Annotated in this window: 24 protein-coding genes and 2 pseudogenes; 11 read left to right on the top strand and 15 right to left on the bottom strand. The window is 72.9% G+C overall.

Annotation, left to right across the window (positions count from 1 at the left end; genetic code table 11):
* Positions 1 to 272 precede the first annotated feature (272 nt).
* Positions 273 to 785 carry a hypothetical protein gene (locus ACIRO3_RS18980; RefSeq protein ID WP_404137970.1) on the top strand — a complete coding sequence of 171 codons (513 nt, stop codon included), beginning with the start codon at positions 273 to 275 and terminating at the stop codon, positions 783 to 785.
* Positions 786 to 870: 85 nt separating this feature from the next.
* Here the strand turns inward: ACIRO3_RS18980 and ACIRO3_RS18975 are convergent, their stop codons facing one another.
* From ACIRO3_RS18975 to ACIRO3_RS18965, 3 genes are all read right to left on the bottom strand, one after another.
* Positions 871 to 1233, bottom strand: a complete 363-nt coding sequence (locus ACIRO3_RS18975; RefSeq protein ID WP_404138495.1) for an NTP pyrophosphohydrolase — start codon at positions 1231 to 1233, stop codon at positions 871 to 873.
* Between the two features lie 42 nt (positions 1234 to 1275).
* On the bottom strand, positions 1276 to 3594 hold the full coding sequence (locus tag ACIRO3_RS18970) for an AAA family ATPase (RefSeq protein ID WP_404137967.1): 2319 nt from the start codon (positions 3592 to 3594) through the stop codon (positions 1276 to 1278).
* A gap of 120 nt (positions 3595 to 3714) precedes the next feature.
* On the bottom strand, positions 3715 to 4146 hold the full coding sequence (locus ACIRO3_RS18965; RefSeq protein WP_361780857.1) for a VOC family protein: 432 nt from the start codon (positions 4144 to 4146) through the stop codon (positions 3715 to 3717).
* A 154-nt stretch (positions 4147 to 4300) separates the two neighbouring features.
* Here ACIRO3_RS18965 and ACIRO3_RS18960 point away from each other — a divergent pair, with 154 nt between their 5' ends.
* Positions 4301 to 5047, top strand: a complete 747-nt coding sequence (locus ACIRO3_RS18960; protein WP_404137964.1) for a YoaK family protein — start codon at positions 4301 to 4303, stop codon at positions 5045 to 5047.
* A gap of 64 nt (positions 5048 to 5111) precedes the next feature.
* Here ACIRO3_RS18960 and ACIRO3_RS18955 read toward each other — a convergent pair whose 3' ends face one another.
* Entirely contained in the window at positions 5112 to 6071 is a 960-nt protein-coding gene (locus tag ACIRO3_RS18955; protein ID WP_404137961.1) for a tellurite resistance/C4-dicarboxylate transporter family protein, read from the bottom strand.
* A gap of 167 nt (positions 6072 to 6238) precedes the next feature.
* On the opposite strand from ACIRO3_RS18955, the gene ACIRO3_RS18950 reads away from it, so the two are divergent.
* A complete protein-coding gene (locus tag ACIRO3_RS18950) occupies positions 6239 to 6916 on the top strand; it encodes a hypothetical protein (RefSeq protein WP_404137958.1) in 678 nt (225 codons plus the stop codon).
* A gap of 48 nt (positions 6917 to 6964) precedes the next feature.
* Here the strand turns inward: ACIRO3_RS18950 and ACIRO3_RS18945 are convergent, their stop codons facing one another.
* The 3 genes from ACIRO3_RS18945 to ACIRO3_RS18935 form a co-directional block, all read right to left on the bottom strand.
* Positions 6965 to 7591, bottom strand: coding sequence for an alpha-ketoglutarate-dependent dioxygenase AlkB (locus ACIRO3_RS18945; RefSeq protein WP_404137956.1), 627 nt, complete (start codon positions 7589 to 7591; stop codon positions 6965 to 6967).
* Between the two features lie 182 nt (positions 7592 to 7773).
* Complete coding sequence (locus ACIRO3_RS18940) at positions 7774 to 7989, bottom strand: DUF6243 family protein (protein ID WP_361780872.1); 216 nt, start codon at positions 7987 to 7989, stop codon at positions 7774 to 7776.
* Positions 7990 to 8085: 96 nt separating this feature from the next.
* The gene (locus ACIRO3_RS18935) at positions 8086 to 8877 is read right to left on the bottom strand and encodes a LysR family substrate-binding domain-containing protein (RefSeq protein ID WP_404137952.1); all 792 of its coding nucleotides are present in this window, start codon (positions 8875 to 8877) and stop codon (positions 8086 to 8088) included.
* Between the two features lie 58 nt (positions 8878 to 8935).
* Between ACIRO3_RS18935 and ACIRO3_RS18930 the strand changes: the two genes are divergently transcribed.
* Positions 8936 to 9340, top strand: coding sequence for a DUF5997 family protein (locus ACIRO3_RS18930; RefSeq protein ID WP_361780876.1), 405 nt, complete (start codon positions 8936 to 8938; stop codon positions 9338 to 9340).
* 172 nt (positions 9341 to 9512) lie between these two features.
* Entirely contained in the window at positions 9513 to 9743 is a 231-nt protein-coding gene (locus ACIRO3_RS18925) for a DUF6296 family protein (protein WP_361780878.1), read from the top strand.
* 27 nt (positions 9744 to 9770) lie between these two features.
* Here the strand turns inward: ACIRO3_RS18925 and ACIRO3_RS18920 are convergent, their stop codons facing one another.
* Together ACIRO3_RS18920 and ACIRO3_RS18915 are read right to left on the bottom strand one after the other, a co-directional pair.
* Positions 9771 to 10130 (bottom strand): PRC-barrel domain-containing protein, encoded by a 360-nt coding sequence (locus ACIRO3_RS18920; protein ID WP_404137947.1) that lies wholly within the window; start codon positions 10128 to 10130, stop codon positions 9771 to 9773.
* Between the two features lie 99 nt (positions 10131 to 10229).
* The gene (locus tag ACIRO3_RS18915; protein WP_404137944.1) at positions 10230 to 12332 is read right to left on the bottom strand and encodes a SpoIIE family protein phosphatase; all 2103 of its coding nucleotides are present in this window, start codon (positions 12330 to 12332) and stop codon (positions 10230 to 10232) included.
* A 230-nt stretch (positions 12333 to 12562) separates the two neighbouring features.
* On the opposite strand from ACIRO3_RS18915, the gene ACIRO3_RS18910 reads away from it, so the two are divergent.
* Positions 12563 to 13303 (top strand): IclR family transcriptional regulator, encoded by a 741-nt coding sequence (locus tag ACIRO3_RS18910; RefSeq protein ID WP_404137941.1) that lies wholly within the window; start codon positions 12563 to 12565, stop codon positions 13301 to 13303.
* Positions 13304 to 13464: 161 nt separating this feature from the next.
* Entirely contained in the window at positions 13465 to 13791 is a 327-nt protein-coding gene (locus tag ACIRO3_RS18905) for a putative quinol monooxygenase (RefSeq protein WP_404137938.1), read from the top strand.
* 80 nt (positions 13792 to 13871) lie between these two features.
* Here the strand turns inward: ACIRO3_RS18905 and ACIRO3_RS18900 are convergent, their stop codons facing one another.
* The 3 genes and pseudogenes from ACIRO3_RS18900 to ACIRO3_RS18890 form a co-directional block, all read right to left on the bottom strand.
* A complete protein-coding gene (locus tag ACIRO3_RS18900) occupies positions 13872 to 14576 on the bottom strand; it encodes a M24 family metallopeptidase (protein WP_404137936.1) in 705 nt (234 codons plus the stop codon).
* A 158-nt stretch (positions 14577 to 14734) separates the two neighbouring features.
* Positions 14735 to 15847: a MarR family transcriptional regulator gene (locus ACIRO3_RS18895; RefSeq protein WP_404137933.1), complete on the bottom strand. Its 1113-nt coding sequence runs from the start codon at positions 15845 to 15847 to the stop codon at positions 14735 to 14737.
* Positions 15848 to 16019: 172 nt separating this feature from the next.
* A pseudogene (locus ACIRO3_RS18890) lies at positions 16020 to 16163 on the bottom strand (methionyl-tRNA formyltransferase); the annotation flags it as partial.
* 235 nt (positions 16164 to 16398) lie between these two features.
* Here ACIRO3_RS18890 and ACIRO3_RS18885 point away from each other — a divergent pair.
* A pseudogene (locus ACIRO3_RS18885) lies at positions 16399 to 17332 on the top strand (SidA/IucD/PvdA family monooxygenase).
* 89 nt (positions 17333 to 17421) lie between these two features.
* Entirely contained in the window at positions 17422 to 18993 is a 1572-nt protein-coding gene (locus ACIRO3_RS18880; protein WP_404137930.1) for an amidohydrolase, read from the top strand.
* Between the two features lie 110 nt (positions 18994 to 19103).
* Here the strand turns inward: ACIRO3_RS18880 and ACIRO3_RS18875 are convergent, their stop codons facing one another.
* The 3 genes from ACIRO3_RS18875 to ACIRO3_RS18865 all read right to left on the bottom strand — a co-directional run bounded on the left by ACIRO3_RS18875 (position 19104) and on the right by ACIRO3_RS18865 (position 21147).
* A complete protein-coding gene (locus tag ACIRO3_RS18875; RefSeq protein ID WP_361780901.1) occupies positions 19104 to 19274 on the bottom strand; it encodes an MbtH family protein in 171 nt (56 codons plus the stop codon).
* Between the two features lie 79 nt (positions 19275 to 19353).
* Positions 19354 to 20187, bottom strand: a complete 834-nt coding sequence (locus ACIRO3_RS18870; RefSeq protein ID WP_404137927.1) for an ABC transporter permease — start codon at positions 20185 to 20187, stop codon at positions 19354 to 19356.
* Positions 20188 to 20235: 48 nt separating this feature from the next.
* Complete coding sequence (locus ACIRO3_RS18865; RefSeq protein ID WP_404137924.1) at positions 20236 to 21147, bottom strand: ABC transporter ATP-binding protein; 912 nt, start codon at positions 21145 to 21147, stop codon at positions 20236 to 20238.
* 432 nt (positions 21148 to 21579) lie between these two features.
* On the opposite strand from ACIRO3_RS18865, the gene ACIRO3_RS18860 reads away from it, so the two are divergent.
* The gene (locus ACIRO3_RS18860) at positions 21580 to 23652 is read left to right on the top strand and encodes a M20/M25/M40 family metallo-hydrolase (RefSeq protein ID WP_404137921.1); all 2073 of its coding nucleotides are present in this window, start codon (positions 21580 to 21582) and stop codon (positions 23650 to 23652) included.
* A 55-nt stretch (positions 23653 to 23707) separates the two neighbouring features.
* The gene (locus ACIRO3_RS18855; RefSeq protein ID WP_366001416.1) at positions 23708 to 24202 is read left to right on the top strand and encodes a GNAT family N-acetyltransferase; all 495 of its coding nucleotides are present in this window, start codon (positions 23708 to 23710) and stop codon (positions 24200 to 24202) included.
* Positions 24203 to 24230: the final 28 nt, after the last annotated feature.

Raw genomic sequence — 24230 nt, 5'->3', positions numbered from 1 at the left:
CTCTGGATCCGCGAACGGCGCCGCGCATCCCGGCGACCGGCCTGCGCCGCGTGGAGGGGTTGCGGGGGCGTTGGCGCGGCGGGCCCGGCGGGCACAGCGCCGGGGCCGGGGCGTCGCACTGGGCATGGGGCATTGGGCATTTCGGGCGAAACGGCGGTGCGCCGCCGGGGCCCGGGGGCGCCGGATCGTCATAGTCGTCCGTGGCAACCGCCAGGTTGCCGCCCGGCCCGCCCGTCGCGGTCGGGCGGATGTCTTTGCAGAGGAGCCGGCTCATGCTGAAGCCCACCAGGACCATCCTCGCTCTCGCCACCGGAGGCCTGGTGCTCGGCCTGGTCGGCGCGGGCACCGCCATCGCCGACGAGGGCCCGATGGACGACGTGTCGGGACACGAGAAGGTCGTTCTCGACGGTGACGACGACTACGACGACGGTGACTACGAAGAGGGTGACTACGACCGGCCGCGCCACGTCTGGGGCAAGGTCGTCTCGCGCGGCCCGCTGAAGGTCCGCAGCAAGCCGAGCACCCGCGCGTACGTCCTGGGCAAGGTCCAGCCGCACCAGAAGCTCGCCCTGGAGTGCAAGACCCGCGGCGAGCGGGTCGACGGCAACAACATCTGGTTCCTGCTGGCCGACCGGGACCGTGACAACGACAACGACGGCAGGGACGACGGCATGAACGAGGACGAGGACCGCACCAAGCGGATGAACCACAAGGACCGCAAGGACCGTTGGGTCTCCGCCCGTTACGTCGACAACCTCTCCCCCGTGAAGTGGTGCCGCAACTGATCCGCGGCGTCCACGTCCTGACGGCCGAGGGTCCGGCCCCCGCTCACGGGGGCCGGACCCTCGGCCGTCGTACGGGCGGTCCCGCTCAGTCCCCCGGACGCACGCTGCGCGGTCCCGCGCAGCGCGCGCCGTACGCCTCGACGCGCGAGCGCAGTTCCCGGTCGGCCGTGACCACGACGCACTCGCGCCCCGCGTGCGCCGCGACGAGTTCCACGATCCGGTCGTCGCCGCTCCCGGGCGCGCGGTCCACGCGTACGCCGGGCACGGACTCGACGCCCCGGGCGGCGCCTTCGACGACCAGGATGATCTCCTCGTCGGCGTCCCGCTCCGCGAGCCGGTCCCGCAGCCGCTCGGCGGCGCCCCGGCGGTCGCGCCACCAGCCGTCCGGGACGGACCCGACGACGTTCGCGCCGTCGACGATCAACACGATTCCGGTTCCGGTCACGATGGCGGCCCTCCGCTGGTGCTGTGACCTGAAAGGTTCACAGCACTAGAAATCGCCGTAGTTGACCTGCCAGGTGGGCAGGCCCATCCGGCGCCAGACCGCGACCACCCGATCCCGGTCGTCGAGCGAGAGGCGTACCGCGTAGCGGTGGCGCACGTGCGCGTCGAACAGCTCGGCCTTCACGACGTCGTCGCGGCGGACGTCGCCGGCCGCGCGCATCCACAGCTCGTCGTACGGCACCTGGTGTCGTCGCAGCCAGGACTCCGTCTGCGGGCGGTGTTCCTCGCCGCGTCCGGACAACAGCACGATGACGTCTCCGTCGGCCCGGCGGAAGGCGTCGAGCGCGCCCCGCACGGACTCGTTGAGCCGGTCGAGTTCGCAGCGCGTGAAGTCGTACGGTCCCCGATCGCCGATCAGGGCGAGCGTCCCGTCTATGTCGCACATGACCGCGGAGGGCAGCGCCGGGTCGGCCACGTACGGCTCGACGGCGGGCTGGTCGTTCAGCCACTCGGCGGTGAGCTTCCAGCCGCCCTTGCGGGACTTCGCGTGCTTGTCGGCCAGGATCCGGATGATCTCCTCGCCGACCTGTCGTTCGCGCGCGGCGTCCCGGCGCAGGCACTCCTCCAGCGGCACGTCGGTGAAGTCGTGCACGACGAAGGTGGCACGGCCCCCGACGGCCGCCTTGAGCCGCTTGGGGATGTGCGGGGTGAGGTGGGTGTTGTCCACGACCACGTCGAAGCCCCCCTCGACCGCCGCGAGCAGTGCCGCGTCCTGGATCTCCAGGACCGTCTGTTCGTGCTTGTACGAGTGGCCGCGCCCGTGGTCGTGTCCGTCGAGCATGCCTCGGAGGTCGTCGAGGTTGACGCGCCGCATCCGGCCTCCGGATTCCGCCTGGAGGGCTCGCGCGGCCGTGGTCTTGCCGGAGGCGGGCAGACCCGTCATGACGTGGACCACCGGCAGGCGGCGCACGGGCGGCGCGTCGGCCTCCGGGGGTTCGACCGCCGCCGCCACGCCGGGCTCGCGGGCCGGCGTCGCGACGGCCGACGAGGGGGCGACGGGGTGCGCTGCGGCCGCGGTGGCCGGGGTGACCGGCCTGCGCGCCGTGGTCGATCCGGCCTGCGCGGGCACGGTCCTCGCGCCGTCGCCGGGCCGGGGCGCGTTCTCCTCGTCCGTCAGGAAGGGGACGGAGAGCTCCGGTCGCAGCGAACGCCAGGTGACCAGTTCGGTCGACTTGCCGTCGAGCCGCAGGAACATGGTGGCGCGCAGGATGCCGGCGGGCAGCTGCTTCGCGGCGCGCGCGAAGGCCCCCCGGTCGGCGGCCAGGTGGGCGAGGCCGGCGAAGGCCTCGTCGATGGTGCGCTCGCGCTCCGCGGCGGCCGCCTCCAGCCGGTCGATGACCTTGCGGACCCAGGCGTCGAACTCGTCGGGGACCTGGGCCAACAGCGCGTCGAGCGGCTTCCCGCCCCAGGACCGGAGGTCCGCGACGGTGCACTGCAGGCCCTGGGCCAGCTCCTTCGCGGGCAGGCCGGCGAAGCGCTGGACGCCGTGGCCGCGCCAGATGTCGCGCTCGTTGACGCCGGTGAGCACCCTGTGCAGGCGCACGTACTCGGCGATCTTGGCCTTGGCCCGGACGCCCGACGCGAAGCGCAGTACGTACCCCTCGGCGTCGGTGCCGGTGGACGTGCCACCTCCGAGCAGGGTGTTGGCCTCGGTCAGCGCGACGAGTTCGGCGAGGGGCATGGCGGGCCACGCCTTGACCACGGCGCCGACGGCCTCCCAGTGCGCGGCGGCCTCGGCGAGGGGCACCTCGGCGCCGTCCGCGCCGAACGCGGCGAGGAGCACGAGGTCGCGGCGCTCGCCGTAGTCGACGACGATCCGGTTCTGCGGGTACAGGATCTCGGCGAGGTAGGTCACGCCCGGTACGAGCGTCGAGGTGTCCAGGCCGTCGAGCCGGCGCTGCGCCCAGGTCGCCTGGGCGCTGATGAAGGAACCCTTGGACGCGACCCGCCAGCGGTCGGCGTAGTGGAAGACCACGGCGAGGCTGCCGTCGACCTTGTCGTAGACCTCGAACGGCTCGTCGGGCAGCGCGGGGGCGTACGGTTGGCCGGACTCGTGCTCGCCGACGTTGAAGAACTTCGGCAGCGGCAGGGCGACGATCCGCCCGGTGGCCTCGTCGGCGACGAGACCGCGGCAACGCCTGGTGACCTGGTTCCAGACCTGCTCGTACTGCGCGGTGCGCGTGTACGTGTAGATGGACAGCGGCAGTTCGGGGTGCGACTTGCGGGTCACGTACCCGGCGTCGATGGCCGCCGCGAGATCCTGGGCGGGCAGCAGTGCGTGAAGAGTCAGGTGGTCCTGGCTCATGGGGTTCCTCCCGGTTCGAGATGCCGCATTCTCTCGTGCGGGAGACGTGCGCCGATAGTCAATTATGGCCGGGCACCCGGGCTGATCAGGGATTCCTCGGTGGTGCGCGGGTTCCGCGCGCTAGCGCGAGACGCAGAGCTCGTTCCCCTGCGGGTCGAGGAGGGTGGTCCAGACGCTCGGTCCCTGGCGGCCTTCGTGGAGGCGCTTGGCGCCCTTGGCGACGAGACGCTCGACCACGGCCTCGTGGTCGGGACCGGTGCGCAGGTCCAAGTGGACGCGGTTCTTGACCGTCTTGGCCTCGGGTACGAGCTGGAAGAGGATCCGGGGCGCGACCTCCAGCCCGTCCGGGTGCCGGATGCCCGCCCCGGCCTTCCAGACGAGGACGCCGCGGTGGGTGGTGGTGTCGTCGTCGGTCGCCTGTCCGGCCTCGATCATGCTGCGGATGAACGCCTCGTCGCTCGGCTCCACTTCCCATCCGAGGGCGTCGGCCCACCAGTCGGCGAGCGGGTGCGGGTCGGTCGAGTCGACGGTCACCTGGAACGTGTAGGCCATGCAGGGACCCTACTGAGCGGCGCCCCGGCTCGCCACAGGAACGCGGTCCGCGTCGTTTCGGCTTCGACGCGACGGCGATCGGTACCGTTTCCGGCACGTGTTCGGGCTTCGTCCGCCGGACGCCATCGGCCACTGCGCCTCATGGGGGCACCGGATGGGATCCGACCACGCGGGGAACGACCGGGGCGGGATCCTGCGGGCCTTCGCCGACCGCCTGTTCCCGCCGGCGGGGGACGGTGGCCGCGCGTCGGCCGGGCCGCACGGGGTGGTGCCGCCGCTGCTGGTGGTGCTGACCTTCGTGAGCGGTCTGGTGGACGCCGTGAGCTACCTCGGTCTGGACCACGTGTTCGTCGCCAACATGACGGGGAACGTGGCGCTGCTCGGTTTCGCCCTGGCCGGGGACCGGGAGCTGTCCGGTGCGGCGTCGGTCCTTGCCCTCGCCGCGTTCCTGCTGGGGGCGTGGGCCGCCGGACGGTTGCGCCGGTCCGGGGCCGGGGGTGGCAAAGGGCTGTTCGGGCCGCTGGTGGCGGCACAGGCGGTGCTGGTGGCGGGGGCGCTCGCCGTGTCGGTGACGGCCGGCGGGCAGCTGCTCCTGGTCGGGCTGCTCGCGCTCGGCATGGGCCTGCAGAACGCCGTCGTCCACCGGCTCGCCGTCCCGGACCTCACCACCACCGTGGTCACCCGCACCCTGACCGGGCTGGCGGTCGACCCCTGGGGACCCGCGTCGGTACGGCGGGTGGTCTCGGTGCTGGCGTTGCTCTGCGGGGCACTGTGCGGCGGGCTGCTGACGCTGCACCACGGCTCGCGCTGGGCGCTGCTGGCGGCGCTCGTGCTGCTGGCGTGGGTGGCCGCGCTGGGTCTGCGCGGCGCGGGACCCGCTCCGGAGCCCGCCGGCCCGTAGCCCCACGACCCCGTGGCCCCGTGGCCCCGGATACCGGTCGTCGCCCGGGGCCCGGACGTGGTCCTCAGCGTGCGCGGGCGGTACGCCGGTCCAGGGCGAACGCCACACAGGTCAGCGCGCAGGCGGCCACGGCGACCCACAGCAGGACCTCCCCCAGCGGTCGCAGCCAGGCCACGCCCGTCGGGTCGGCGGCCGACAGGCAGGCGGTGGCCGTCATGCCGAGGGGGAAGACCGTGGACCAGCGCCGGATGTCGTAACGGGGCCGCGGGCGGCGCAGCTCCGCGGTGAGCAGGACGACGTACCAGGCCAGCGAGAGGCCGAGGGCCACGAGGGTGGCCGTGCGCAGCCCGGTGTGCGCCGCACCGGTCCACAGCGGCGCGGCGGTGAGCTTGGCGCCCGCGAGGGCGGTGATGGACAGCGCCCCGCCCGCCACCCAGTGGTCCCCGGCCCCGCCGGTCACCTCGTGGAGGTCGAAGCGGTACAGGGCCAGGGCGTACAGCAGCACCCCCAGGCAGAAGCAGCCGAGGCCCGCCCGACCGAGCCAGTCCAGGTGGAGGGTGACGCACAGCGTCGCCGCGAGGACGGCCAGTCCCTGGGTGGCGACGCAGACGAGGAAGACCGCTCCCGGCATCCGCCGCCTCCCGTGCCGCAGCACGTGGTACAGCAGCAGGGGCCAGAGCGCCGCGGCGAGGGTGAGCAGGGCGGCGGCCACGTCTTGGCGGCCGGACTGCGCGAGCCGGGTACCGAGCACGGTGGTGGCGGCGACGGCCGTCAGGGCGGACGGGGTGGAGGACTCGGACCGGAAACGGCCTCGATCGGCGACCAGGCGGAGGGCGAAGTCGGCGGCCAGGACGAACCACAGCGCCCCGGCGACGGCGAGCGCGGCCAGCGACAGGACGTCGTGGCCGATCAGTTCCAGTCCGATGGAGAGGATCCCGGCGGCCATGACGGCGGAGCCGGCGGCGGGCGGGAGTCCGGTCCACCAGCGGTCTCCGCGCACGAGGCGCCCGGGAAGGAGGCTCACCCCTCCAGCGGACACCCGCCGGCGGCGGCCCGCCAGCCCGGTCCCCCCGTTCGCCCGCCCGCGGGAGGCGGCGCCGGCGCGTCCCGGTCCGGGGAATGCGGCGGAGTCCCGTACCCGGGGGCGGGCGGGCTGCCAGTCTGGGGGGACCACAACCTTGGGGGCCGGCCATGGAACGTGAGGAACGGCAGCGGGCACAGCACACGGGGCACGAGGTCCGACCTCCCGCGTCGGCGGGTGGACACGGGGGGTCGTACGGACCGCCCTCGCGGCGGCGGGCGATCCGCACGCCGACGTTCGCCCCGCACGACGAGGAGCGGCAGCGGCAGGAGTTCCTCACCGGGACGGTGCCGGCGGCGGGCGCCTGCGTGATCCTTCCGGTGGGCGGCGCGGCGGACGCGGACACGCTGCCCTCGTTGTTCGTGATCACCGTCCACGAAGACGAGCGGACCTACGGGCCGGCGCCGGAGCTGCGCGAGGCGTTCGCGCTCCTCGACGCGCGGGGGGCGGTGGAGACGAGCAGGGGGCTGGAGGTCGGTTGCGCGTGGTCCGGCTTCGGCGGGGTACGGCCCGTGGTGAAGCTGCGGCTGGACTTCCGGATCCCGCGGGCGGCCCCGACCAGGTCGTCGGTGTCGATCGTGGTGCCGGCGGATCCGTACGCCGAGGTCTGGCACCACGTCCTCGACGGCGGCCTGCTCGGCATCAGCACGAAGGCGCGGCTGGACCGGGTCACGGGCCTGCCCCGTTCCTCGTTCGCCGCCGGGTTGGAGGCCTGTCTGTTGCTCGGGACGGGGTACTCGCCGGTGCTGGAGCGGCTGATCACCACGTACGAGTGGCCGCGCGCCTGAGCCGGTCGGGTGGCCGGAGCGGGGCCCGGCGGTCGGCGGGGCCCGGGGTCACATGACGCCGCGGGTACGGAACTGCACGCTGACGCGGGGGCCGACGGCGCGGGTCGACTTGGGCACCGCGTGCTCCATGGTCCGCTGGCAGGAGCCGCCCATGACCACCAGGTCACCGTGCCCCAGTGGCAGCCGCAGCAGGGTCGGGCCGCCGTCGCGCGGGCGGAACGCCAGGTCGCGCGGGTCTCCCACGGAGACGATGGCGACCATGGTGTCCTCGGTGGCGGAACGGCCGCTCCGATCGCCGTGCCAGGCGACGCTGTCCCTGCCGTCGCGGTAGAGGCACAGCCCGGCCGTCACGAACGGTTCGCCCAGTTCGGCGGCGTAGTGGCCGGTCAGCGCGGTGCGGGCGTCGGTGAGCGCGGGGTGCGGGAGAGCGTCGTCGGCCTGGTAGAAGGCGAGCAGGCGGGGTACGTCCACGTCCCGCTCGTACATCCGGCGCCGCTCCGCCCGCCAGGGGACGTCGGCGGCCAGTCGCTCGAACAGCGCGTCGGAGCCGGACAGCCAGCCGGGCAGGTGATCGACCCAGGCGCCTGCGCCCAGTTCCGTGCGGCGCAGTCCCGCGAGCGGGCCGAGCCGGATGTCGTCGGCCTGGTCGAAGAGGGAGCCCTGGAGCGCGTGCATGGTTCCCAGCGTACCCCCACAACCGAACACCTGCTCGATTATCCACGCGCGGCGGACCCTCCCGGCGGCGCGGTCCGGCGAGGTGGGGGTGCCGGACGGGCCCCGGCACGGCGACAGGGCCCGGACCGCGCGTCGCGGTCCGGGCCCTGCCCCGTGCGGCGCCGCCCTGCGGCGGCGGTGTCTCAGCTCTGTGCGGTGTCGTCACCCGTCTGCCCGGCGCCCTCGGCCGCGCCGGCCTTCTCGCGCATCTTGCGCACCAGATCCGCCTTCTGGTCGGCCGCCCCCTGGCGGTCGCGGTTGCGGTGCGGACCGTTGTTCTGCCGTTCGGCGCGGGACAGCCTCTTGCGCTGGCCGCCGCCCTGGCCCACGGGGTTGTTGATGTTCTTGCTCACGGTCACGGGTTCTCCCGGTAATGATGTGAAGTGGTCTACGGATTCCGCGAGCACACTGACGGCGAGAGATCATCTCTCGCGCCCCGCGGTGACGGACGCCCTTCAGCGCCCTCGTGGCTTGCCGCGCTTGCCGCCACCCTTGCCCGGGTTGCCGCCCTTGCCGCCCTTGGGGGCGCCGGCGCCTCCCCGCGGGTTCTTGCCGCCGGTGGGCTTGCGTCCCGTCCCGCCGGGCGCCGGACGCTTGCCCTTCGGCTGCGCGGGCGCGGGCGCGGGAGCGGCCAGGGAGCGCCCGCGGGAACTGTTCACGGTACGCCCGCGGACGATGCCGATGAACTCCTCCACCAGGTCGGTGGTCTCCTCCTCGGGCCAGGACAGCGCCACGCGCGACTCGGGGGCGCCCGTCAGCGGCCGGTAGGTGAGGTCCTTGCGGTGGTACAGGCGGGCGAGGGACTGCGGTACGGCCAGCACGCCGATGCCCGCGGCCACCAGCTCGATGGCGTCCTCCGTCGTGGCGGGACGCTCGATCGCGGGCCGCCCCGGCAGGGCCTCCCAGTCGAGGGTGTCGTCGAGGGGGTGCAGCACGATCTCGTCGGCCAGGTCCGCGGTGGACACCTCCTCGACCGCCGCCACCAGGTGGTCCTTGGGGATCACGACGACCGTGGTCTCGGTGTACAGCGGGATGGCGCTGAGGTCGGTGCGGTCGATCGGCAGCCGCACGAATCCGGCGTCCGCCTCGCCGGCGCGCAGGGCGTCGGGGGCGTCGGCGGGGGCGACCGCGACGAGGGTCAGCGGGATGCCGGGCAGCCGTTCGTTCCAGATCCGCACCCACTTGGTGGGTGTCACCCCCGGAACGTAGGCGAGCCGGAACGAGGGAGGTACTTCCGAGCCTGTCACCGGGCCAGGTTACCGGCCGTGGTCAGAGGTGGTGCACACGCTCGATACTCTTGACTCCATGACGTCGCACAAGACCGCCCAGACCATGAAGCCCGCGACCGCGGCGAAGAAGCTGGGTGTGTACCTCGAAGCCACCCCCGCCGAGTTCCAGGAGGGTGTCGTTTCGCGCAGCGAGTTGGGTGCCCTGCAGAGCGATCCGCCCGAGTGGCTCCAGGAGCTGCGCCGCAACGGCCCGCACCCCCGGCCGGTGGTCGCGGCCAAGCTGGGCGTCTCCATCGCCGGTCTGGCGCGGGGCGGGGTCACCGAGCCCCTCACCACCGAGCAGATCGAGGCGCTGAAGAACGAGGCCCCCGAGTGGCTGGAGAAGGAGCGCGCCACGCAGGCCGAGGTCCGCAAGGAAACGGTCCGCATCAAGGAGAAGAACGCGCAGAAGCAGGCGCAGCAGGAGCAGCAGGAGGGCTGAGCCCCACCACGCCGCACCGCCGCGAAACAGCCCCGGACCCGAGTCCGGGGCTGTTTCGCGTCTCCGGGGCAGGCGTCGCTCTGGGCCAATCGCCGCAGTGCGTTGGACGCGCCCCCGGGTGAGGCCTTCCCATGGGAGGGACGGCCGACGGAGGCACGGAACGGGAGGCGCGGTGGACGAGGACCGGTATGAGCTGGTGTTCCGGAGCGACGGCGACGGGGAGCGGGGGCAGGACAAGGTCCTCGTCTCGCGCACCTCGCAGGCGGGACCGGGCGGTCATCCCGTGTACGCCGACGAGACCGGGATCATCCGCGCGGAGATCAGCGACCAGGGTGAGGTCAGGATGCTGGCCTCGGGCGGTCAGCAGGACCCCACGTACCCCGTGGTGGCCCGCCGACCGTGAAGCGGCGGGGTACACCGCGCCGGCGGGTCAGGCGCGGTGTTCGGGGCCGCCGGTGTAGTAGGCGCCGACCTGGCGGTGGTACTCCGCGTCGGTGAGGTGTCTGGCGCTGACGAACTCGGGCGCGTCCTTGATCTGCGCCTTGGTGCGGTCCACGTGGATCGTCCGGTCCTCCTGGTCGATCCGCGTGATCGTGCCGGCGGGCAGCAGGACCTCCTTGCCGAAGATCCAGTGGCCGGTGTCGACGACGATGTAGGACGCGCCCACCGCGTCGGAGTGCTTGTCGACCTTGCCGATGTGGCCGTCGGCGGCCTCGACCTTGTACCCCGTGAGGTCGAGGTCCCGCAGCCGTCCCGACGTCTCGCGGTATCCCCATACGTCGCCGGACATGGAATCCACTCCTCCGCTGTCGGTTTCGGTCCTTCGGCCTGGCTCCTGCCCGGTCCCGCGTGAATCAAGCGGCGGGCGACGGGGGCGGGCGCGCCGGGCTCAGCGGGGGCGGGTGCGGGCGATGAGCAGGGCGACGTCGTCGCGGTCGTCGGGGTGGCGCAGGGCGCCCAGGAGCACGTCGCAGGTCTCTTCGAGGGTGCGCCCCGGGTGGGCGAGGAGGTCCGTGAGGGCCCGCAGGCGCACGTCGATGTCCTCGTCGCGGGTTTCGACCAGCCCGTCGGTGTAGAGGACCAGTTCGTCGCCGACGCCCAGTTCGAACGTGGTGGCCTCGAAGGTCACGCCGCCGACGCCCAGCGGCGCCCCGGTGGGCAGGTCGAGCAGTTCGGGTTCCCGGCCGGGGCGGACCAGTACGGGCGGCAGGTGGCCCGCGGTCGCGATCCGGCACCGGTCGGCGTGCGGGTCGTAGACGGCGAAGACGCAGGTGGCCATGGTGTGTCCGAGGCCGGTCGTGGTGTGGTCGAGCCTGGTCAGCACGGCGGCGGGATCGAGATCCAGCTCGGCGAGCGTCCGGGCCGCGGTGCGCAGTTGCCCCATGGTCGCGGCCGCGTTGATTCCGCTGCCCATCACGTCCCCGACCACGAGCGCCGTCTTGTCGTCGGGCAACGGGATGACGTCGAACCAGTCTCCGCCGACCTCGCCGACGGCCGCCGCGGGCTGGTACCGGTAGGCGATCTCCAGGCCCGGGGTCACGGTGGGTTCCTGGGGCAGCAGGTGGCGCTGGAGGGTGAGGGCGGCCCGGCGCTGGCGCTGGTACCAGCGGGCGTTGTCGATGCACACGGCGGCCCGCGCGGCCAGCTCGCCGGCGAGCAGGACGTCGTCGTGGTCGAAGGCCATCGGGTTGCTCGTCCGCTGGAGGCCGAGGACGCCGATGACCTCCCCGCGGGCGGTCAGGGGCACCGCGAGATAGGAGTGGAGTCCGGCCTCGACGAGCAGGGTCGCGGCCTCGGGGTTCCGGGCGATCCCGGCCATCTCCCGATCGGTGACCCGGCGCACGAGGATGGGCCGGCCGGTGAGCACGCACCGGGTGACCAGGCGGGTGGCGTCGTAGCGGGCGAGTTCGCCGACCGGGTCGACGGCCAGGGTGGCCGGGCCGGGACGGGCCGCGGTGACGGCGAGGGCGCGGAACTGCACGGTGTCGGCGCCCGGGTCCTCGGGCGGGTTGTCGCTCCAGAGGATGCTGTCGAGGACGTCGACCGTGGCGAGGTCGGCGAGCTCCGGGACGGCGATGTCTCCCAGTTCGCGGGCGGTCACGTCGAGGTCGAGGGTGGTGCCGATGCGTACGGACGCGTCGGCGATCAGGGCGAGCCGTTGCCGGGCCAGGGCGACGGCGCGGGAGGTCCGGTGCTGTTCGGTGACGTCCACGACGGAGGCGGCGACCCCGATCGCCCGTCCCACCGAGTCGCCCAGTCGGTAGAGCGAGATGGACCAGGCGCGCTCGTCGTCGGGGTCGGCGGGGGTGTGGCCGGTGGTGAGCCGGTTCAGTTGCGGGACGCCGTCGGCGAGGACCTCGCGCATGGCCGCCTCCAGGGGGCCCGAGTCCAGGAGCGGGAGGGCCTCGTGGAGGTACCGGCCGAGGTGTGCTTCGGCCGGCATCCCGTTGATGCGGGCGAGGGCCGGGTTGACCAGGACGTAGCGCAGGTCCGTGTCCATGACCGCCAGTCCTATCGGGGACTGCTCGACCAGCCCCAGGGACAGGGCCAGACTGCGCTCGACGCGCCGCAGCACGGTCCGGTCGGAGGCGATGCCCAGGGCGTAGGTCTTGCCCCGGGCGTCCTCCAACCGCATGTTGCGGAACTCCGCCAACCGGGTGCTGCCGTCCTTGTGCGACACCGGGAACACACCGGCCCAGGGCCCGCCACCCGCCATCACCGCGGCGAACAGGGCCACCACGTGGTCGCGCTGATCCTCGCCGACGAGCAGCTGCGCGGCGAAGCGGCCCAGGGCCTCCTGGGCGGTGTAGCCGAACAGTTCCTCGGCCTGCGGGCTCCACAGCGCGATCCGCCCGAGGTCGTCGAGCAGGACCGCCGCGACACCCAGGTCGTCCAGGAGCCCGCCCGGTTCCGCGAAGAACTCGCCGCCGGGCGCGTCGGAGCCGGGGGGAACGGCATCGGAGCCGGGGGGAACGGCATCAGCACTGCTCATGCCGGCCGCTCCTTCCCATCACGCCCGGAGGCCAGTGGTTCTGCCCGCTCCCTTCCCGCGCACGCGTGCCGGGTGGGTTCCATCCTCCCTCCACCGCGCGGAACCGGCAGCCGCAAGTCCGCCGATCCGGTGGCCGCTCGTCCGACGGACCGCCGGAGCCGGGGGCGCGGTGGCGCCGGCGTAGGGTCGGGAGGTCCCGTACGTCGCCGCTCGCCCCCGGGGAACCCGCCATGCCGCACCACGGTCCGCAGTCCGTCGACCGGGCGCTGGCCCTCCTCGACGCGGTGGCCGACGCGGACGGGCCGGTCAGCGCCAAGGCGCTGGCCCGGCGGACGGGCTGCTCCCTGTCGACCGTCTATCACCTGCTGGCCCCGCTCACGGAGCGCGGCCACCTCGTGCGGACGGCGCGCGGGTACGCGCTGGGGCCGCTCATCCCCCGGCTGCACCGCAGCTTCCTGCGGCACCTGGACCCGGCGCCGGGCGTCACCGACGTGCTGGCGCGGCTGCGCCGGGCCACGGGCGCCGAGGCGTACTACACCGCGTACCGCGGCGGGCTGATCACGGTGGTCGACACGACGGCTCCCGTGGCGGACACCGCGAACCCCTTCGCGCCCGGGCGGGAGACCCGTGCGCACGCCACCGCGCACGGCAAGGCGCTGCTCGCCGAGATCCCCCGGCCGCTGCTCCGGCGCTACCTGTCGGAGCACGGCATGGCGCGCCTGACCCCGGCCACCATCACCAGCGCGCAGTCGCTGGAGGCGGAGCTGTCCCGGGTGCGCGGGCAGGGTTACGCCGTCTCGGTGGGAGAGGCCGACCTGGCCTACACCTGCGTGGCCGTCGCGCTGCCGGCGGAGCGGCCGCGGGGTGACGACGCGGTGCACGCGCTGTCGGTGTCGCTGCCGACCCGGGAGTACCGCCGGCGCCCCGACGAGGTCCGGGGCGCGCTCGCCCGTGCGGCGGGCCTGCTCTGAGGTCGCCTGTCGGGAACCCGGCCGGTCTCGCCCTTGGGCCTCGGTCGTCTCGCATGCTCCGGGGGCCCTCGGGGCGCCGCTTTCCGCCGGGTTTCCGACAGGCTCGGAAAGCGGACCGGTCCGGCGTGCGGCGGCGGGAATCGGGTGTCAGGCTGGTGCGCATGATCTTCATAGCCGTCAGGTTCGACGTCCGTCCGGAACACGGCGACAACTGGCTCACGCTCGTCGACGACTTCACCCGGGCCACCCGCGCGGAGCCGGGCAACCTGTTCTACGACTGGTCGCGCAGCGTCGACGACCCGAACAAGTACACCCTGCTGGAGGCCTTCGCCGACGCCGAGGCGGGCGCCGCGCACGTGGCGTCGGAGCACTTCAAGGCCGGGATGGAGACGCTGGCCGGCGCCATCGCCTCGACCCCGGAGATCATCAACGTCGAGGTGCCCGGCCGGGGCTGGAGCGCCATGGCCGAACTCTCCCCGCGTCCCTGAGGACCCGCCGGGGGGGGCGCCCGGTCCCGCCCGGTCCCGCCCGGCGGTGCGAGCGCGACCGCCGCGCGGAGCGCGGGGGCCTACGCCAAGTCGAGGAGCTGTTCGTAAAAGCCTCCGAAGCCGCCCGGCTCGTGCACCAGGTGGACCTCCAGGATCCAGTGGCAGCGCCATCCGGCCCGGTCGGTGCGGCGCATCGGGTGGTCGTTGTCCGGGGTGACGTACGACTCCACCTTGGCGCCGTCGATCAGCTCGTGCGGGAACTCCCCCACCAGGTGTCCCGCGTGCCAGCCGCCGAGTGTCCAGCCGGCCTCGGCCGCCGACCGCTCCACCTCCGCGTACAACTGCTTGCCGGTGATGTGGGGATCCGCGCGGAAGGCCCGCCGGCCCTCCGCGAACACCCGGGCGAGGTCGTCGCGGAGGCGGTGCTTGGTCGGGTCGTCGCCGAAGACGAAGGTACGGCCGAAGTCGGCCTCGTACTCCTCGAAGATCGGGCCGAAGTCCGCGAAGGCGATGTCGTCCTCCCCGATGATCCGGTCGGGCGGGTTCTCCCGGTAGGGAAACATCGTGTGCGGGCCGGAGCGGACGATCCGCTTGTGCCAGTGCTTGGTGGTGCCGAACATCTCGTTGGCCAGGTCCCGGATGCCGTCGCTGACCTCCCGTTCGCCCGCGCCGGGCACGACCAGGCCCCGCGCCTCGACCTCCGCGAACAGGGCCACCGCCTTGCGTTGCGCCTCCACCAGGCCCAGTGCCCGCAGTTGCTCGTCCATCCGGTCAGGTACCTCCATGGTGCTGTTCCTCTTCCGTTTCCCGAATCCGAATCGGGACCGCCCGCACACTCCCACAACGACCCGGAGCCTCGGCCATCATCCCGGTGGAGGCACACCGGTGCGCCCGCGTGTCGAGATGTGGAACCGGGGGGCCCGCGGGTCCGGTCCGGTCCGGCTCAGCTCTCGGTCGTCAGCCCACCCGGCATCGGATCGAAGTACTCGCTCGCCGACATCTCGGTGCCGTCCTCGGTCCGGACCCGCCGCACCGCCAGCCCCCGTCCCGGCGCGGACCCGCCGTCCGAACCGGCCACGATCACCGGGCCGTCGGAGGTCGAGCGCACCACGCGGCCGGGCGCGCCGTCGTACCGGTCCGGTGTGACGGCGGCGGACAGGATCTCCAGGCGGCGCCCGCCGTGGTGGGTGTACGCGGCCGTGGAGGAACGGGACCGGGACCGGACGAGATCGCCGATCTCCTCGGCGGACCGGTTCCAGTCGATGCGCAGGGCCTCGACGGGTCGGACGCCGGCCGGATGCGGCCCGGCCGGGGGCCCCGCCGGGCCCCCGGCCTCCTCGTGGACGGTGTGGGACGCGGTGGTGTCGAAGTGCCGGTGAACGCGGCGCAGCAGGGCGCCGAGTTGGGCGCGTTCGGAGGCGCTGAGGGGTTCAAGGAACTCCTCGTCGGCGGATGCTATGTCCGCGTTGAGCCGGCTCAGTGCGGTGCGGCCCTCCTCCGTGAGGCCCACGACGACCCGGCGGCGGTCCTCGGTGTCGCGGGTGCAGTCGACGTGGCCGGCGCGGCTCAGGTCGTTCACGATCTTGACGAGGTCGCTCGCGTTCATGTCGAGGCGTGTCGCGAGGGTGCCCTTGGACTGCGGGCCGAGGTCGGACAGCAGCGCCAGCACGGTCAGGTGCCACAGCCGCAGGCCGTGTTCGGTGAGTTTGGCCGTCAGTCTGCGCCGGGCGGTCTTGCCGATCGCGTAGACGAGGTAGGCGTTCAGGTCGAGGACGCTGGGCGGTGTCGCGCTCTTGGGCTCCGGCACCGCGGCCGATCCGCCGCGGTGGCCGGGGTCGCCGGCGGCGGGCCGCGGGTCCGGCTCCGACGCCGGTCCGTCCCGCGTGGGCCCCGGTGCGGCGGCCCCCGGAGTCGACCGGGTACCGCCGGCCGGGTCCGCGTTGGTGAGGGCGCCGAGCACCCGCGCCCAGTCGGCTTGCGTGTTCCCCACCCCGATGATGACGAACGGGGGCCCGGCGGGGCCCCCGTTCGCAGCGGTGGCCGTGTGTCGCTCCATCAGCTTCCCCTCATTCCCCGTTCGTTCGTTGCCGCGTGCGCCGCCACCGCAATGACGTCGCCGCCGCACGGATCCGATGACCGCGCGGCGGCGAGGGTCGGGCCGGCGTCCCGACGTCACGGCGGGGGCGCGGGCCGGTCGATCGGTGGCGACTTCGGCGTGCGGCGGCCCGTCAGGGCCTGTTGATCAGGTATCCACCCATGGGGGTGCGGTACTCCGTCGCGGGCGGTTCCCGGCCGTCCCGCGTGCCGACCCGGGTGACGGCCGGCCCGTGGTTGACCCAGTCGCCCTCGCCCTCGCGGTGGAAGCTCCGGCCCAGTGGATCCGGCCCAGTGGATACCGATCAGTAAAGCAAGGCTTACCTAACCATACAACGCCCGCACATCCTGGGCGCGTTGGACCGAAAAATCGCCCGGAAGGCATCTGTCGTCCCATCGACAGGGGTGGGGGGCCAGGTAGCTTTACCTAAGTTCTCGGACAGTCGCACTCGGCACGCCTCGCTTCCGCGCTCCCCCTCGCACCGGCAAGCGGCCACCCCCGATGGGAGTGACATGTCACAGGCTCTTCCCGACGATGCGCCATTGATCCACGATCTGATGGGTATCGGTTTCGGACCGTCCAATGTGGCCATGGCCATCGCACTGAGCGAGCACAACGCGGGCGTCGGCCGGGAAGGGGCGGTCATGGCCCACTTATTCGAGCGGCAGCCCCGTTTCGGCCGGCACCGCGGCGTGCTGATCGACGACGCCACCACGCAGGTCTCCTTCCTCAAGGACCTGGTGATGCTGCGCAATCCGACGAGCGAGTTCAGCTTCCTGTGCCACGAGGTCATCGCCGTGCGCCCCGTCGTGGTCGACGGCGTGGTGCGGTACGTGGACGTCGCCGCGCGCTCCGGTGCGCGACCGGTGGTCCACCGCGCCCGCAACCTCCTGATCGGCACCGGGCTGCGACCGCGGATTCCCGAGGGCGTCGAGCGCACGGACCGCGTCTGGCACACCTGCGATCTGCGACGACCTCTACCGGCAGCAGTACCGGGAGAAGGACCTGGGCACCGAGCGGTTGCGCTTCCTGAAGGTCTCCCGTCTCACCGACGTGGTCGAAACCCCGCACAAGGTCCTCACCACGGTCGAATCGCTGGTGACCGGGGAACGGACCCGGCTGGACGCCGACGTGCTGGTCTACGCCACCGGCTACCGCTCGGCCGACGCGCTCGGTCTCCTCGGCGAGGTGGGCCGATACTGCCGACTGGACGAGCGGGGCCGGGTCAGGGTCGAGCGGGACTACCGCCCGACGACCGCTCCCGAACTGCGCTGCGGCATCTACCTCCAGGGCGGCACCGAGCACACCCACGGCATCACCTCCTCCCTGCTGTCGAACACGGCGGTCCGGGTCGCAGACATCCTGCGGTCCATCGTGGACCGCGCCCCGGAGCACGCCGGCGGCGGACTTCGCCACGCCGGCGAGGAGATCGGCTCCGCGCTGTAGAAGCGCCGTCGACGTGGTGTCGACACGGTGACAGGGCCCGCCACCCCCTGACTGGAAGCGGTGGCCGCACTCCCCGAGGACCGATGCCCATGCTCAGTACGCGGCTGACCAACGCACACGTCGTCACCATGGACCCGGCGCACCCCGTCGCCCACGACATCGGGATCTGGCGCGGGCGGATCGTCGGCCTCGACGAGGCGGTGACGGGGCTGCCCGCCCGTGAGGTGGTCGACCTCCAGGGCGCCACCGTGCTGCCGGGGTTCGTCGACAGCCACGTCCACCTGGCCTGGGCCGGCCTGAAGGCGGCCACGCCGAGCGTGGCCCCGTGCCGGCGGGTCGAGGACGTGTTGGCGGTGGTGGCGCGGGCCGTCGCGGACAAACCCCCTGGGGCCTGGGTGGACATCGCCGGATACGACCAACGGGCCCTCGGAAGGCACCTCACGGCCCTCGAACTGGACAAGGTCAGTGCCGGGCGCAAGGTGTTCATGCTGCACGACTCCGGACACGGCTGCGTGGTCGACAGCGCGGTGCTGGACCTGCTGCCGGCCTCGGCCGCCGCGGGCGGGGGCTTCCTCGCCGAGGGCGCCATGACCGCCGCCCGGAGGCTTCGACTGCCCTACTCCCAGGCAGAGTTGGCGGACGCCATCGAGCGGGCGGGCCGGGAGTGCCTGCGCGAGGGCATCACCTCCTGCGCGGAGGCCGGGATCGGCGGCGGACTCCTCGGCCACAGCCCCGTCGAGGCCGGCGCCTACCAGTGGCTGCGCGACCGGGGCCGGCTTCCGCTGCGGGTCCAGTTGATGGCGGCCGGGGACACCCTGCGCCCCGTCGCGGCCCACGCGGACGACGGCTTCCCGCGCGCCCTCGACCTCGGGCTGCGGACCGGGTTCGGGGACGACTGGCTGTCCGTCGGCGCGCTCAAGATCTACACCGACGGCGGCATGATGGCCCGTACGGCCGCGCTGACCAGTCCGTACGTCGGCACGGACGGCGCCGGCGAACTCCAGGACTCCCCCGAGGCGATCACGGACCTGATCGTGGACGGACACCTCGCCGGATGGCAGCTCGCGGTGCACGCCATCGGCGACCGCGCCGCCGACCTCGCCCTGGACGCGCTGGAGCGGGCCCAGCGCCTGCGCCCCCGAGCGGACGCACGACACCGGATCGAGCACGCCGGGCTGATCCGCCCGGACCAGTTGCCGCGGTTCGCGGCCCTGGGTCTCAGCGCGGTGGTCCAGCCGAACTTCCTGCGGTACTTCGGGGACGACTACGCGGCCGTCATGGGGCCGGAGCGGGCCCCGTGGATGTACCGGGGGCGCGGATTCCTCGACCACGGAGTCGCCCTGGTGGGCAGCTCCGACCGGCCGGTGACGGACGGTTCCCCGTTGCGGGCCGTCCAGTTCATGGTCGAGCGGGCCTCGCTGTCGGGGCGGGCGATCGGCCCGCTGGAGGCGATCACCGTCGAGGAGGCCCTGTACGCGTACACCGTCGGCGGCGCCCACGCCTGTCGCCGGGAGGACCGCGCGGGCAGTCTGGCCCCGGGGAAGCTCGCCGACCTGGTGGTGCTCGCCGACGATCCCACACGGGTGGAGCCCTCGCGCATCGGCGGCATCGAGGTCATCGACACGTACGTGGACGGCGTGTCCACCGCGGGCCGGGGCTGACCGCGCACCACTGCCGGACCGGCTCGACCCGACCGCCGTGCGGCGTCGCACTCACGCGCGCCCCGCCGCCCCGTGAGGGACGCGGTCCGGAGTCGGTACCGGTCGGCGGTTCAGCGCCAGTTGGCCTCGATCCAGGACTGGCAGTCGACGCGCGAGGCCTCGCCGTGGACGACCAGCCAGCCGTCGGGAACGTCGATGCCGTCCGGCCAGAGCGAATGTTCACCACCGGCGTTGCGCAGCACCCGGAAGAGACGGTCCGGATCGTCGAACGGATTGGTCATGACGACCCCCTTTCAGTCGAGCAGATGGAAGAATATACCGATACATGTATGTTCAAACATGTACTTCCGGCATCGGAAATCAGTCGATGAGGCGGCGGGTCATGCCGCGCAATGCCAGGAACCAACTGAGGGCGGTGAATCCGATCAGAACGAGCGCGTGGGTGACGTCGACCATTCCCAGCGTCCCGAACGCCGAGTGACGTACCAATTCCATACAGTGGTAGATCGGATTCACGGTTGCGATGCCTTGGATCCAACCGGGCAGCCCGTCCAGCGGGAAGAACACCCCGGCCGCCATGACCATCGGTGTCAGGACGCCCGAGACCACCAGCCGCAGCCAGTCGATCGCGGGCACCAGGCAGGAGACCCACATGCCGCACAGGGCGAAGCCGAACCCGGAGAAGAGCGCGATGAAGGGCACCAGCAGCAGTCCGGGGGTGGCCGGCAGGCCCGCGGCCAGGGTGATCAGCAGCGGGGCGGAGCTGTATATCGACGATTTCACGGCGATCCAGGAGGCCTCGGCCGTGATCAGTTCCCAGACGTCGACCGGCCGGCTGAGCATGTCGTCGTAGAGCTTCTGGTAGCACCGGCGGTTGAAGGTCTCGAACATCCCGGCGAACGCCGAGGCGAAGAGGACCGACGTGACCACCATGCCGGTGCCGATGAACTGGATGTAGGGTCGCCCCTCCGCCGTGCTGATCAACCGACTGAACCCGAGCCCGAATCCCGCCATGTACACCAGCGGCTCCACCAGTGAACCGAAGGTCACGGCCGGCCAGTAGCGGCGGAAGAGCAGGAGTTCCCGCAACCAGACGGCCCGCAGGGTGGGCCAGAGCACCGGGGTCGCCTCGCTCGGGTCCTGCGGACCGCGTACCCGCGTCCGCGCGGGGCGTGCGGGAGCTGCCCTCGTCATGGGAAGGGTCCTTTCTGGAACGGCGGAGCCGTCGCGGGGCGGTGCGAATCAGTTGAAGAGCGCCCCGGTCAGAACGACGAAGACGTCCTCCAGCGTGGTGGGGCGCAGGACGTCGGGCGCGCCCAGGAGTTCGTGCGTCGAAGCGGTCATGGTCTCGGCGCGCAGCACGGAGACGGAGAGTCCGGTACGTCGGCTGGGCAGGCCCGCCTCGGTCGCGACCCGCTCCACGCGCGCGCGTCGCGCCGCCTCGCCCCGGTACTCGGCGGCCTGCGTCCCGGCGTGCGCGCGCAGCAGCTCCGCGGGGGCGCCCTGGGCGATCAGCCTGCCGCCGAACACCACGGCCACACGGTCGGCGAGGCGTTCGGCCTCCTCGATGTAGTGGGTGGACATCACCACGGTGGTGCCGCCCGCCCGCAGTTCCTCGATCACGTCCCAGAGGTCCTGGCGGATCTGCGGATCGAGGCCGACGGTGGGTTCGTCGAGCAGCAGCAGGCGCGGGGACAGCAGGGTCCCCCGGGCCAGGAGCAGTCGTCTGCGCATGCCGCCGGAGAGGGCGTCGACGCGGTGACCGGCCCGGTCGGTCAGGCGTGCGTCGGCCAGCGCCCGGTCCACCCGGGCGCGGCATTCGCGCGCGGGCACGGCCCCGAGCCGGGCGAAGACGTCGAGGTTCTGTCGGACCGACAGCTCGGAGTCCAGGTTGTCGTGCTGCGGGACGACGCCGATCAGGGATCGGACGCGACGGGACTGTTCGGGCAGTCTGTGTCCGAAGACCTCGACGGTGCCGCTGTCCGCCCTGCTCTGCCCGGTGAGCATCCGCATGGTGGTGGACTTGCCCGCGCCGTTGGGACCGAGCAGGCCGAGGAACATCCCGGCCGGCACCTCCAGGTCCAATCCGTCGACGGCCGTGGCCGATCCGTAGTTCTTGACCGCGCCGCTCATGCGGACAGCGGGGACGTTCACCCTGGGATCCCCCTCGTAGCCGGTGACATCGCGGGGCAACTGGTCATGGCCGTCCTGCGGCTGCCCATCCAAACACCATGGGACCGACCCCGGCAAGATCTATCAACGATTGCCCGGTGCTGTTACGTTGCTTCGGTGAACGAACCCGCCTGGTGGTTCGCCAAGTGCCGGGGGACACGAATGAGAACGCGCATGCCTGCGCTGTCGGCGGTCGCGCTGCTCGCTCTGATCGCGGCCTTCTGCGGATTCGCGGTGCAGTCAACTTCCCTACCGGTAGGCAAAGATGAGTCACCGACTTCCTTTTCCGCCGGGCGGGCGAAAGAACACATCGAACACATCGCGACCGCGCCCCATCCGTCCGGATCGGCGGCCGCGGACCGGGTGCGCTCGTACGTGGAGAATGAGTTGCGGAAACTTGGCCTGAATCCATCGGTGCAGGAGGCGACCGAGGTGCTGCCCGGTTCCGCCGCCTCGCACTTGGCGGGGCGGGTCCACAACATCACGGCGACCGTTCCCGGGCGGTCCTCGACCGGAAGGGTCCTGCTCGTCGCCCACACCGACTCGACCTCGTCCGGTCCCGGCGCCTCCGACGACGGTCTCGGCGTGGGTGCGGTGTTGGAGATCGCCCGGATCCTGAGGTCCGGGGAGCGACCGCGCAACGACGTCGTCCTGCTCTTCACCGACGCGGAGGAGATCGGGCAGCTCGGCGCGAGGGCGTACGTGCGCAACACGCCGGCCCTCGACCCGCGACGGGACGTCGTGATCAACCTCGATGCCCGCGGCACCACCGGGCCGGCCGTCATGTTCCAGACCGGTGACCGCAGCTCGGGCGTCGTCGGCGCTTTGGGTGACCGTCCGCCGGTCGCCACGTCCCTCGCGGACGAGGTCTACCGACTGCTCCCCAACGAAACCGACTTCACCCACTTCCGCGACGCCGGCCTGACCGGGCTGAACTTCGCCGTGATCGGCGGCAGTTCCCGCTACCACTCCACCGAGGACGACATCGAGCACGTCGACTCGGGCAGTCTCCAGGACCTCGGCTCCACCGTGCTCTCCGCCACCCGGGACCTCGCGGGCGCGGACCTGGAGCGGGTCGCCGGCGCCTCGGACTCGACGTGGTTCAACGTGGGTCCGGTGCTGGTGCGTTACCCTGCCGGCGCCGTCCTGCCCCTGGCGGGAGCGGCCCTCCTCGCCGCCGTCGCGGGCGCCTGGTACGCGCGCCGGCGGCGGGCGCTGCGGGTGCGGAAGGCGACGCTGGCCGCCGCCGCGTTCCCGCTGGTCCTGGTGGCGGCGGGGGCGGTCGGCTGGGCCTCCTGGCAGCTGCTCCTGCTGGTCAAGCCCGCCTACGCCCGCTTCACCCACGGCGATCCGTACCGGCCCGAACTCATCGTCGCGGGCCTGGTGTTGCTCGTGATCGGGGTCGCTTGGTGCTGGTCGCGGTGGACCCGCACCCGTACGACACCGGTGGAGTCCCTGGCGGCCGTGCTGGCCTGGCTGGTGGCCCTCGCCCTGGCCACCGCCCTGGTGCTGCCCGGGGCGTCTTACCTGTTCACCTGGACCGCGCTCGCGGGCGCGGGCGCGCTGGCCCTGACCCCGCGGCTCGCCGAGGACTCGCCCTGGCGGCCCGCGGTCCTCGCCCTGCCCGGGTTCCCGGCGGCGGTCCTGATCGTCCCGCTGGTCGTCCTGCTGTTCCCCGCGGTGCAACTCGCGGCGGCGGCGATTCCCTTGCTCTTCGTGGTGCTGGTCGCGGCGTTGTCGCTGCTGCCGGCGGCCCACCTCGCCGGTCGGCCGCGCACCGGGCTCGCCATCGGTCTCGCCCTGGCCGTGTCGGGGGTCTCGCTGGTGGGCGTCGGCGCGGTGGTCGACGGCACGGACCGCGGTCATCCCCTGCCCGTGAGCCTGATGTACGTCCGGGACCTGGACCGCTCCCGCGCCCACTGGGTGTCGGAGAACGCCGACCCGGACTCCTGGGTGGCCCACTACACCGACGGCGAACGCACGTCGGACCTGGAGAACAGCATCCCGGCCCTGCCGGCGCCGCCCGGCGGCCATCTCGTCGGCGACGCGCCGGCCGTGACCGTCGCGGAGCCGGTGGTGCGCGCGGTCGCCGACGAACGCGTGTCGGGCGGGCGCCGGCTGACCCTGGCCGTCTCCGCCGAGCGGGGCCGCTCCGTACTGACCGCCCTCTACGTGGACACCACCTCCACCGAGGTCGTCAAGGCGAGCCTGGCCGGAGCCCCGGGCGGTTCGGGCGAGTTGCCGGGCGGAGAGAACCGCGGGTACACCGCGACCCCCTGGAAGTGGGGCTTCGTCCACGCCGCTCCGCCGGCGGAGGGGTTCACGCTCACCCTGACCGTGCGCGGCGACGCTCCGGTACGGCTGCTCGCCATGACCGAGGAGGCGGGGCTGCCCGCCGCCGCCCTGGACCGACCCCTCCCCGGCGACCGGGCGTACTTCGCCGACGAGGCGGGTCTGTCCCTCGCGAGCCGCACCTACACGTTCTGACCACGGATCGTGTCCGTCCGGCGGGCACGACGCATCGACAGCTTGGAGATTCCGGATGGCAGCGAACGAGCCCGCCGAGCAGGGACCCGACCGGGGCACGGTGCGTCTGCGCGGCGCCACGGCCGCAGACGCGCAGGCCGTCACGGGGGTCTTCCTGGCGTCGCGCGCCGCCGCGATGCCCTACCTCCCCCGGGTGCACAGCGACGAGGACACCCTCGCCTGGATCACGCACGTGGTCCTGCCCGACAGCACGGTGTGGGTGGCCGAGGACGAGCGGGGCGAACTGCTGGGCTTCGCCTCGCTCGACGGGAGCGAGCTCGATCACCTCTACCTGAGGCCCGACGCGCTGCGGCGCGGCATCGGCTCGCGGCTGCTGGAGCTGGTCCGCGGGGCGAGCCCCGAACAGCTCACGCTGCACGTGTTCCAGCGCAACACCGGCGCCCGCGCCTTCTACGAGCACCACGGTTTCGTCGCCGTGGACTTCAACGACGGCAGCCGCAACGAGGAGAAGGAGCCGGACGCGACGTACCGCTGGACCGCCGGGGACTGACCACCCCCCGGCATTTGACGGCTGGTTG

The sequence above is a fragment of the Streptomyces sp. NPDC102278 genome (assembly GCF_044766345.1).
Lineage (GTDB): Bacteria > Actinomycetota > Actinomycetes > Streptomycetales > Streptomycetaceae > Streptomyces.
This window is presented reverse-complemented; position numbering and strand designations above follow the sequence as displayed.

Bases quoted from the DNA above. Each gene is read 5' to 3' on its own strand.
- ACIRO3_RS18980 (WP_404137970.1), top strand. From the start codon at position 273: ATGCTGAAGCCCACCAGGACCATCCTCGCTCTCGCCACCGGAGGCCTG.
- ACIRO3_RS18970 (WP_404137967.1), bottom strand. From the start codon at position 3,594: ATGAGCCAGGACCACCTGACTCTTCACGCACTGCTGCCCGCCCAGGAT.
- ACIRO3_RS18965 (WP_361780857.1), bottom strand. From the start codon at position 4,146: ATGGCCTACACGTTCCAGGTGACCGTCGACTCGACCGACCCGCACCCG.
- ACIRO3_RS18960 (WP_404137964.1), top strand. From the start codon at position 4,301: ATGGGATCCGACCACGCGGGGAACGACCGGGGCGGGATCCTGCGGGCC.
- ACIRO3_RS18950 (WP_404137958.1), top strand. From the start codon at position 6,239: ATGGAACGTGAGGAACGGCAGCGGGCACAGCACACGGGGCACGAGGTC.
- ACIRO3_RS18945 (WP_404137956.1), bottom strand. From the start codon at position 7,591: ATGCACGCGCTCCAGGGCTCCCTCTTCGACCAGGCCGACGACATCCGG.
- ACIRO3_RS18930 (WP_361780876.1), top strand. From the start codon at position 8,936: ATGACGTCGCACAAGACCGCCCAGACCATGAAGCCCGCGACCGCGGCG.
- ACIRO3_RS18920 (WP_404137947.1), bottom strand. From the start codon at position 10,130: ATGTCCGGCGACGTATGGGGATACCGCGAGACGTCGGGACGGCTGCGG.
- ACIRO3_RS18915 (WP_404137944.1), bottom strand. From the start codon at position 12,332: ATGAGCAGTGCTGATGCCGTTCCCCCCGGCTCCGATGCCGTTCCCCCC.
- ACIRO3_RS18910 (WP_404137941.1), top strand. From the start codon at position 12,563: ATGCCGCACCACGGTCCGCAGTCCGTCGACCGGGCGCTGGCCCTCCTC.
- ACIRO3_RS18905 (WP_404137938.1), top strand. From the start codon at position 13,465: ATGATCTTCATAGCCGTCAGGTTCGACGTCCGTCCGGAACACGGCGAC.
- ACIRO3_RS18900 (WP_404137936.1), bottom strand. From the start codon at position 14,576: ATGGAGGTACCTGACCGGATGGACGAGCAACTGCGGGCACTGGGCCTG.
- ACIRO3_RS18895 (WP_404137933.1), bottom strand. From the start codon at position 15,847: ATGGAGCGACACACGGCCACCGCTGCGAACGGGGGCCCCGCCGGGCCC.
- ACIRO3_RS18880 (WP_404137930.1), top strand. From the start codon at position 17,422: ATGCTCAGTACGCGGCTGACCAACGCACACGTCGTCACCATGGACCCG.
- ACIRO3_RS18875 (WP_361780901.1), bottom strand. From the start codon at position 19,274: ATGACCAATCCGTTCGACGATCCGGACCGTCTCTTCCGGGTGCTGCGC.
- ACIRO3_RS18870 (WP_404137927.1), bottom strand. From the start codon at position 20,187: ATGACGAGGGCAGCTCCCGCACGCCCCGCGCGGACGCGGGTACGCGGT.
- ACIRO3_RS18855 (WP_366001416.1), top strand. From the start codon at position 23,708: ATGGCAGCGAACGAGCCCGCCGAGCAGGGACCCGACCGGGGCACGGTG.